This window comes from Neisseria mucosa (assembly GCF_003044445.1).
In the GTDB taxonomy this organism is placed as follows: domain Bacteria; phylum Pseudomonadota; class Gammaproteobacteria; order Burkholderiales; family Neisseriaceae; genus Neisseria; species Neisseria mucosa_A.
This window is the reverse complement of sequence record NZ_POWX01000022.1, coordinates 25,556-34,241: the sequence shown is the minus strand read 5'-3', so window position 1 is coordinate 34,241 and position 8,686 is coordinate 25,556. Positions and strand designations below refer to the sequence as shown.

Below are 8,686 nucleotides of genomic sequence, written 5' to 3'. Positions count from 1 at the left end.
CTGCGTCGGGGTCAGGCCGGTCTTGGTGGTGGTAGTAAAAGCTGCTTTTGGGCAGGTTTGCGATGTGCAGCAGGTATTTGAGCGGGTGTTGCGCCCTCAGTGTTTGGACGGTTTGGCTTTGTCCTTTGCGGTCCGCTTTTGGCTGAGGGCTTTTAACTCCTTTAGATAGGCAACCTTTGCGCGCATATAGCACAACTCTTCGATAAGCTCTGCCTGTGTTTTTTCGTGGTCGGGTTTGTCGGCGATAAAGGGGTTTTTGCGGTGGTCGGTCATGGTTTTGGATTGGGGATGTTCGAGTGCGCCGATGCCGCCTTCTTGATAGGCGCGTATCCACCGTCGCAGGTGGGTTCGGGAAATGCCGTAATGATCTGCGGTACGCTGTTGGCTGCGTATGTGCAGGTAGTGGAGTACGGCTTGGTATTTGAAGTGTAATGTATATTTGCTCATAAAAAAACTGCACCTTGTGAGTTGGAGGGGATGTCCAACTTTTGGGGTGCAGTTCAAAAGATTTCAGACGACCTTTTGGTGTCGGGAAAATAGTGGGTTCGAAAAAATACAGGATACTGAGCCTGCACATGAATGGAGGAATAGGTATTATTTGATTGGCGTTTCTGTAATTTCCTCAGTAATCTACGGCAGCGTGTATTTTGTTGTGAAAATAGTACGGTAAAAAGGTTGTCTGAAACCTAAGAAGCAGGTTTCAGACGACCTTTTTTGAAGACTCTGCCTATTCCCGTACCAAATGCGAAAGCGGCAGGGAGGTAGTGGTTTTGATTTCTTTCAATACGAAGCTTGATTGCGCGTCCTGTACGCCGTGGTGGGAAAGGAGTGTATCCAAGACGAAATGGGAAAAAGCATTCATATCGGTGAAAAATGCGTGGAGCAGGTAGTCGGTTTCACCGGTGAGTGCGAAGCAGCTTAATACTTCCGGCCATCCTTGTACCGATTGCGCAAAGTCTTCGCGCGCATCTTTTGCCTTGCTGATGGAAACGCGGATAAACGCCTGTAAGCCCAAATCGACGGCTGCAGGAGAGAGTAGGGCGGCATAGCGGCGAATGATGCCTGCGTCTTCCAGTTGTTTGAGGCGGCGCAGGCAGGGCGAGGGGGAGAGGGAGATACGTTCCGCCAGCTCGACATTGGTCAAACGTCCGTTTTCCTGTAAAACCTGTAAAATTTTCAAATCGGTTTTATCTAAAGTAATCTGCTGGGTCATTTGCGTTCTTTCTCCAAACCCGTTTGCCGGGTCGGTTGGTTAAGTTGGTAGCATTATATCCTAAATAAGTTGTTTTTAACATATTATCCTCTAATGACAGGTAATTTGTCGGTATAATCTGTGTTAAATGGTTTGTGATTTTGGAGGTTTTCACAACGGCTTTATTTCAAAGAGACGGCTTGCCCAAACTGCCTTTTCAAGCCATAATCGCGCCATGTGCAGGAGAGAGCTACATCAGGTTACGCGTAGCCGCCGAAGGCGCAGATGCCCTTAAATCGCTCAGGCAACAGGGACTGCACATTGAAATAAAACATCTGGAGAGCGGTGCAATCGCACCCACCGAAGGGGAGAAGGTCGTCTGAACCACCATTCAGACAACCGCGCAAAGCAGTGAGCAGACTGGTTTGCCATCAAGCGGATACGGCCGAAAATCTCAGGTTCAAGGACAGATAGGGTCTTCCGCGCATCTTGTGCGGACGGCATCTGAACAATAAATCCGGAGAAGCTGAGAATGACTGCCCTGAAAACCACCCCGTTTCACCAAGCCCATCAAGATGCAGGCGCGAAGCTGGTCGATTTTGCCGGCTGGGAACTGCCCATCCATTATGGTTCGCAAATCGCCGAACACGAAGCCGTGCGCACCGACGCCGGTATGTTCGACGTATCCCATATGCTCGTTACCGACGTCGCCGGAGCGAACGCCAAAGCCTTTTTCCGCAAACTGATTGCCAACGATGTTGCCAAACTCGCCTTCGTCGGCAAAGCCCTTTATTCCGCGCTGCTCAACGACAACGGCGGCGTGATTGACGACTTGATCGTTTACCGCACCAACGAGGCCGAAACACAATACCGCATCGTATCCAACGGCGCGACCCGCGAAAAAGATACCGCCCAGTTCCACAAAGTCGGACAAGAATTCGGCGTCGCCTTTAACCCGCGCTACGACCTCGGTATGCTTGCCGTACAAGGCCCGAAAGCCATCGAAAAACTCCTGACTGTCAAACCCGAATGGGCGGATGTCGTCCACAACCTCAAACTGTTCCAAGGCGCGGATTTGGGCAACGACTGGTTTGTTGCCCGCACCGGCTACACCGGCGAAGACGGCGTCGAAGTCATCCTGCCCGGCACCGAAGCCGTCGCATTCTTCAAAGCCCTGCAACAAGCCGGCGTACAGCCCTGCGGTCTCGGCGCGCGCGACACCCTGCGCATGGAAGCCGGTATGAACCTCTACGGCAACGATATGGACGACGACACTAGCCCGCTCGAAGCAGGCATGGGCTGGACGGTTGATTTGAAAGACGAAAGCCGCGATTTCGTCGGTAAAGCCGCCTTGCTGGCATTGAAAGAAAAAGGCGTTGCCGTCAAACAAGTCGGTTTGCTGCTCAACAAAGGCGGCATCCTGCGCGCGCATATGGAAGTGTTGACCGACAAAGGTAAAGGCGAAACCACCAGCGGCGTATTCTCGCCCAGCCTGAAACAATCCATCGCTATCGCCCGCGTACCGAAAGATTTTGACGGCGATACCGCCAAAGTGCTGATGCGCGGCAAGGAAGTAGACGTGCGCGTATTGAAGCTGCCGTTTGTACGCAACGGGCAGAAACAGTTTGACTGATGCGGTTTCAGACGACCTTTGTCAAAGTTAAGGTCGTCTGAAAACAAACGTAGAACAGCCTGTCGATCATATCCGAAGGCTTCACTCTTTAAGCCAAAAAACCAATGGAGAATCAAACCATGAGCAACAACATCCCAGCCGAACTGAAATACGTTGCCAGCCACGAATGGCTGCGCCTTGAAGAAGACGGTACCATCACCGTCGGTATTACCCACCACGCGCAAGAATTGTTGGGCGACATCGTGTTCGTCGAGCTGCCCGAAGTCGGCGCGAACCTTGCCGCTGAAGAACAAGCCGGTGTGGTTGAGTCTGTGAAAGCCGCGTCCGACGTGTACGCGCCGATTGCGGGCGAAGTCGTCGCCGTCAACGAAGATTTGCCCAGCGCGCCGGAAACCGCCAACAGCGACCCATACGGCGCAGGCTGGTTTTTCAAAATCAAACCTGCCAATCCTGCCGACTACGACGGCCTGCTGACCGCCGAACAATACGCGGGCGAAGTGGATTGATTTTAAAATGGCGCGGCAGGCATATTGCCGCGTTTTGATTTTGAAAGGTCGTCTGAAACCCCGTTTTAGGTTTTTAGACGACCTTTGTTTCGCTTGACCGATAAAACATGAATTACTGCGAATTTGTTGCCGCCCTTCCGAACAATACGGACAATCCGAACAAACATTACCACGATAAGCAATACGGTTTTCCGATTTCAGACGACAATGAGTTGTTCGGACGGCTGGTGTTGGAAATCAATCAGGCGGGTTTGAGCTGGACGTTGATGCTGAAGAAACAACAGGCGTTTCGGGCTGCATTTAAAGATTTCGACATTGACACTGTCGCCGCATTCGACGAAACCGACATCGAACGCCTGCTTGCCGACGCAGGCATCGTCCGCAACCGCCTGAAAATCAATGCTGCTATTTACAACGCACGGCAAATCAAAAAGTTGCAACAGGAATACGGCTCGTTCAAACACTGGCTCGATGCGCACCATCCGCTCGATAAAGCCGAGTGGGTGAAGCTCTTTAAAAAACATTTCAAATTTGTCGGCGGCGAAATCGTCGGCGAATTTTTAATGAGTACCGGCTACCTGCCCGGCGCGCATATTGAAAGCTGTCCGGTTTATCAAGAAATTTTGGAAGGTCGCCCGAAATGGACAGAGGTCGCCTGAAAACAGGTTTTTGATATCACTTACCATATTTATTTTTAAATAAATGTTTTCAGACGACCTCCTGAATCCAAACGTCGTCTGAAAACCCAAACACCTGCCTTCGCGGCAGATTCCTACAACACCGAAGGAGTAGAAATGAAACTATCCGAACTGTTCAACCCCAACGAATTTGCCGCGCGTCATTTGAGTTTTGGCGACGAGGCTGCGCTTTTGGAGGCGCTCGGCGAGAAGAGTATGGACGATTTTGTCGGCAACACCGTGCCGCAAAGCATCCGTATGCCGTCCGAACTCGACCTGCCCGCAGCCTTGACCGAGGCGGACGCTTTGGCGAAGCTGAAAGCCATTGCGGCGAAAAACGTGATCAACAAATCCTATATCGGCTTGGGCTATTATCCGACCCGCGTGCCGAACGTGATTTTGCGCAATGTGTTGGAAAACCCGGGCTGGTACACCGCCTACACGCCGTATCAGGCGGAAATCGCGCAGGGGCGTTTGGAAGCCTTGTTGAACTTCCAGCAGGTGTGTATTGATTTGACCGGCTTCCCCGTGGCGGGCGCGTCTTTGCTGGACGAAGCGACCGCCGCCGCTGAAGCGATGGCGATGGCGCACCGCGTGGGCAAAGTAAAATCCGAGCGTTTCTTCGTGGACGAGCGCGTCTATCCGCAGACTTTGGACGTAATGAAAACCCGCGCCAAATATTTCGGCTTCGAGCTGGTGGTCGGCGATTTTGCCAAAGCGGATGAAGGCGAATACTTTGGCGCGCTGTTCCAATACGTCGGCAAAGACGGCGACGTGCAAGACTTGCAAAGCGTCATAGGTCGTCTGAAAACCAAAGGCACGATTGTTGCCGTTGCCGCCGACATTATGAGCTTGGTCTTGCTGAAATCGCCTGCCGAGTTGGGCGCGGACATCGCGTTGGGCAATACCCAGCGCTTCGGCGTACCGATGGGCTTCGGCGGGCCGCACGCGGCTTATTTTGCGTTTAAAGACGAGTTCAAACGCTCCGCCCCGGGCCGCATCATCGGCGTATCCAAAGACGCATCGGGCAAACCCGCGCTGCGTATGGCGTTGTCCACCCGCGAGCAACACATCCGCCGCGAAAAAGCCACATCCAATATTTGTACCGCGCAAGCATTGCTGGCGAACTTGGCGGGCATGTATGCCGTCTATCACGGCCCCGAAGGCGTGAAACGCATCGCCAACCGCATTCACGCGCTGGCTTCCGCCTTTGCCGACGCGCTGGTTTCAGACGGCCTGAAAGTGGTTTACGAAGTCTTCTTCGATACCGTTACCGTCGATTTCGGCAGCAAAGAAAAAGCAGACAAAGCGTTCCAAACCGCTTTGGAACTGGGCTACAACCTGCACCGCGTCAGCGACACCCAAATCGCCGCCGCCTTCCACGAAACATCCGTGCGCGAAGACCTTGCCGTGTTGTACTACGCCTTCACCGGCAACAACACCTTCACGCTTTCAGACGACGTCAAAGGTCGTCTGAAAACCGAATTCCTGCGCCAAGACAATATCTTGCAACATCCCGTGTTCAACCGTTACCACACTGAACACGAAATGCTGCGCTACCTGAAAAAACTCGAAGACCGCGATTTGGCGATGAACCGCAGCATGATTTCGCTGGGCAGCTGCACCATGAAGCTCAACGCTACCGCCGAAATGCTGCCGATTACTTGGGCAGAATTCTCCGACATCCACCCCTACGCCCCCGAAGCCCAAACCGCAGGCTACCGCGAACTCCTGACCGACATGGAAAACAGCCTGAAAGCCATCACCGGCTTTGACGCGATTTCCTTCCAGCCCAACTCCGGCGCGCAGGGCGAATACAGCGGTATGCTCGCCATCCGCCGCTATCAGGAAGCCCAAGGCGAGGCACACCGCAACATCTGCCTGATTCCCAAATCCGCCCACGGCACCAACCCCGCCACCGCCGCCATGCTCGGTTTGAAAGTCGTCGTCGTCGATACCGACGAACACGGCAACGTCAACATCGACGATTTGAAAGCCAAAGCCGAACAACACCGCGACGCCTTGTCCGCCATCATGATTACCTACCCGTCCACCCACGGCGTGTACGAAGAAGGCATCCGCGACATCTGCCGCATCGTCCATGAAAACGGCGGACAGGTTTACATGGACGGCGCCAACCTCAACGCCCAAATCGGCATCATGCAGCCCGCCGAAGTCGGCGCGGACGTGTTGCACATGAACCTGCACAAAACCTTCTGCATCCCCCACGGCGGCGGCGGTCCGGGCATGGGCCCCATCGGTTTGAAAGCCCACCTCGCCCCGTTTGCCCCGGGTCATACCTTGACCGACACGCATAGCGCCAGTGCCGGGCAAACCGCCGTTTCCTCAGCCGCCTTCGGTTCCGCGTCCATCCTGCCGATTACCTGGATGTACCTGACCATGATGGGCAAACAAGGCATGGAACAGGCAACACGCTGGGCATTGCTCAACGCCAACTACGTCGCCAAACGCCTGAGCGAAGACTATCCCGTTCTCTACACAGGCAAAAACGGCCGCGTCGCGCACGAATGCATCGTCGATTTGCGTCCGCTCAAAGCCGAAAGCGGCATCACCGAAACCGACATCGCCAAACGCCTGATGGACTACGGCTTCCACGCCCCGACCGTCTCCTTCCCCGTTGCCGGCACGCTGATGATCGAACCGACCGAAAGCGAGAGCAAAGCCGAACTCGACCGCTTCATCGCCGCCTTGAAACAAATCAAACAGGAAGTGCTGAAAGTCGAGCGCGGAGAATGGCCGAAAGACGACAACCCGCTGGTCAACGCCCCGCACACCGCCGCCAACGTAACCGGCGAGTGGGCGCACCCGTACTCCCGCGAAGAAGCCGTCTTCCCGCTGCCTTTCGTGCGTGAAAACAAATTCTGGCCGAGCGTCAACCGCGTGGACGACGTGTACGGCGACCGAAATCTGGTCTGCTCCTGCCCGCCGATGGAAGCGTATGAAGATTAAGGTTTGATATGAAGAAAGGTCGTCTGAAAATTTCAGACGACCTTTGTTTTAAAAAACGTTCATTCAGAAGGTAGCGCGATTACGCCTTATCTGTTTGAGACCTTTGCAAAATCCCCTAAATTCCCACCAAGACATTTAGGGGATTTTCCATGACTACCTTCTTTCAGTAAACCGCCCAAGCCATGATTGCCAAACACATAATTAGCGTGTAAATGTGTTTGCAGTGAAAAAATATTGGGAATAATATCAATACAAGTAATAATTTCTATCAAGAAGGAGATGAGTGTGAAATTTTTAGCTGCTTTGCTGTGGCCGGCCATGTTGCTGCCCATTTTGTCTCATGCCGATAGCGGCATTCAGACGGTCTCTGTTTCTCAAGCATATGCGGATGACGCAACGGGCTGCGAGCAGCTTTATCCTGTAAATAGCTTCGAGAGTTTGTTCAGGCAGATGGCAGGCACGCTGCATAGTGCCTGTTTGCTTGATATGCCGCCTGAAGATTTAGCGAAAAAGTGGCAGATTCCCGTGTACCGGCGCTATGTGCGGCTTTCCGGCCGTTTGCGGCCTGACGGAGAAAAACAGGCGGTACTCAGATGGAAAGACAAGGCAGAGCGGCAGAAATGGCTCAAACACAGGCGGCGTAAGCTAAAACGGCCGACCGACGGCTTTACGGTAGTGCATCAGACCAACTACAACGGCAGTACTTTTTTAGAAATCGAAGCAACGCCTGATTATTTAAAGCATTACCGTTCGCTGTTTCCTGACAACCGTTATCCCGAGGATTTGCCCCTGCCAAGAATTGCTTTGCATCCAATGTTTAGGCCTATACTTTGTTCTGATTCTGCTGTAAGTTTTGAAAAATCATTAGAGGCTATTGACAACAACGGTCATATTAAGGATTTTCATGCAAGATTGTCTATTAAAGATAGTGTATCTCTATACTTTATGCATGATAACCAAGAAAATATGAGATGTAGCAAGGAAATATCTTATATTCAATATAAAAAAAATTATTTTATCACCAATTAAAATTAAAAATTGTTATTAATTAACAGGAGAATTATTATGGCTGAAGAAAGGTCGTCTGAAAATTTCAGACGACCTTTGTTTTAAAAACATTCATTCAGAAGGTAGCGAGGTTACGCCTTATCTGTTTGTCAGTTTTATTTTTTCTTGCCAAAAATCAGGGACAACACTGACAAAATCAGGAAACCGACAAACAGGATTTTAGCGATACCTGCCGCGCTGCCTGCAATGCCGCCAAAGCCCAGTACGGCTGCAATAATGGCGATAACAAAGAAAACAACTGCATAATGAAGCATGGTTTTTTCCTTTCTATTTGGTGTGCAAACGGTTTGATGTGCAAACGGTTGAGGATAACCTGTCCGTTTTTTGTGGGATTTAACAGTTTTAATTACTTAATCAACTATCTTATTGATTAATTTAATACTCACGGATGTAACCGCTTGTAGTACACCTTATCGGATAACCTCCGACTTAGCAAACCGTAACAATACAAATTTCCAAAAAATCAGCCCATTTATAAAACAACCAAACCATAAATCAACAACTTACATGCAGACGTTAAGTTTTGAAAACATTTATATTTTATCAATTAAAGATTGCAGAGGAAATTTTCTTGTTAAATCAATATGAAAAAATAAGAATATATTAATATTGAAGGAATGTTTTGAAACCGTTTATTTGG

Annotated in this window: 8 protein-coding genes and 1 riboswitch; of the genes, 5 read left to right on the top strand and 3 right to left on the bottom strand. The window is 51.2% G+C overall.

From position 1 onward, the window contains the following. Window positions 1-96 precede the first annotated feature (96 nt). The gene (locus DBY90_RS10985; protein WP_107986413.1) at window positions 97-447 is read right to left on the bottom strand and encodes a helix-turn-helix domain-containing protein; all 351 of its coding nucleotides are present in this window, start codon (window positions 445-447) and stop codon (window positions 97-99) included. Window positions 448-727: 280 nt separating this feature from the next. Next, window positions 728-1,213 (bottom strand): Lrp/AsnC family transcriptional regulator, encoded by a 486-nt coding sequence (locus DBY90_RS10975; RefSeq protein ID WP_016687311.1) that lies wholly within the window; start codon window positions 1,211-1,213, stop codon window positions 728-730. A gap of 209 nt (window positions 1,214-1,422) precedes the next feature. Further along, window positions 1,423-1,519: riboswitch (glycine riboswitch) on the top strand. A 205-nt stretch (window positions 1,520-1,724) separates the two neighbouring features. Between DBY90_RS10975 and gcvT the strand changes: the two genes are divergently transcribed. The 5 genes from gcvT (at window position 1,725) to DBY90_RS10940 (ending at window position 8,007) form a co-directional block, all read left to right on the top strand. Beyond that, window positions 1,725-2,825, top strand: a complete 1,101-nt coding sequence (gene gcvT, locus DBY90_RS10965) for a glycine cleavage system aminomethyltransferase GcvT (protein WP_070494025.1) — start codon at window positions 1,725-1,727, stop codon at window positions 2,823-2,825. Between the two features lie 119 nt (window positions 2,826-2,944). After that, entirely contained in the window at window positions 2,945-3,331 is a 387-nt protein-coding gene (gene gcvH / locus DBY90_RS10960; RefSeq protein ID WP_080542344.1) for a glycine cleavage system protein GcvH, read from the top strand. Between the two features lie 107 nt (window positions 3,332-3,438). Further along, entirely contained in the window at window positions 3,439-3,990 is a 552-nt protein-coding gene (locus tag DBY90_RS10955; RefSeq protein WP_070494028.1) for a DNA-3-methyladenine glycosylase I, read from the top strand. 135 nt (window positions 3,991-4,125) lie between these two features. Beyond that, a complete protein-coding gene (gcvP, locus tag DBY90_RS10950) occupies window positions 4,126-6,978 on the top strand; it encodes an aminomethyl-transferring glycine dehydrogenase (protein ID WP_070494031.1) in 2,853 nt (950 codons plus the stop codon). A 279-nt stretch (window positions 6,979-7,257) separates the two neighbouring features. Next, window positions 7,258-8,007, top strand: coding sequence for a hypothetical protein (locus tag DBY90_RS10940; protein WP_107987230.1), 750 nt, complete (start codon window positions 7,258-7,260; stop codon window positions 8,005-8,007). Between the two features lie 134 nt (window positions 8,008-8,141). Here DBY90_RS10940 and DBY90_RS10935 read toward each other — a convergent pair whose 3' ends face one another. Next, window positions 8,142-8,300: a DUF1328 domain-containing protein gene (locus tag DBY90_RS10935; protein ID WP_003744611.1), complete on the bottom strand. Its 159-nt coding sequence runs from the start codon at window positions 8,298-8,300 to the stop codon at window positions 8,142-8,144. Window positions 8,301-8,686: the final 386 nt, after the last annotated feature.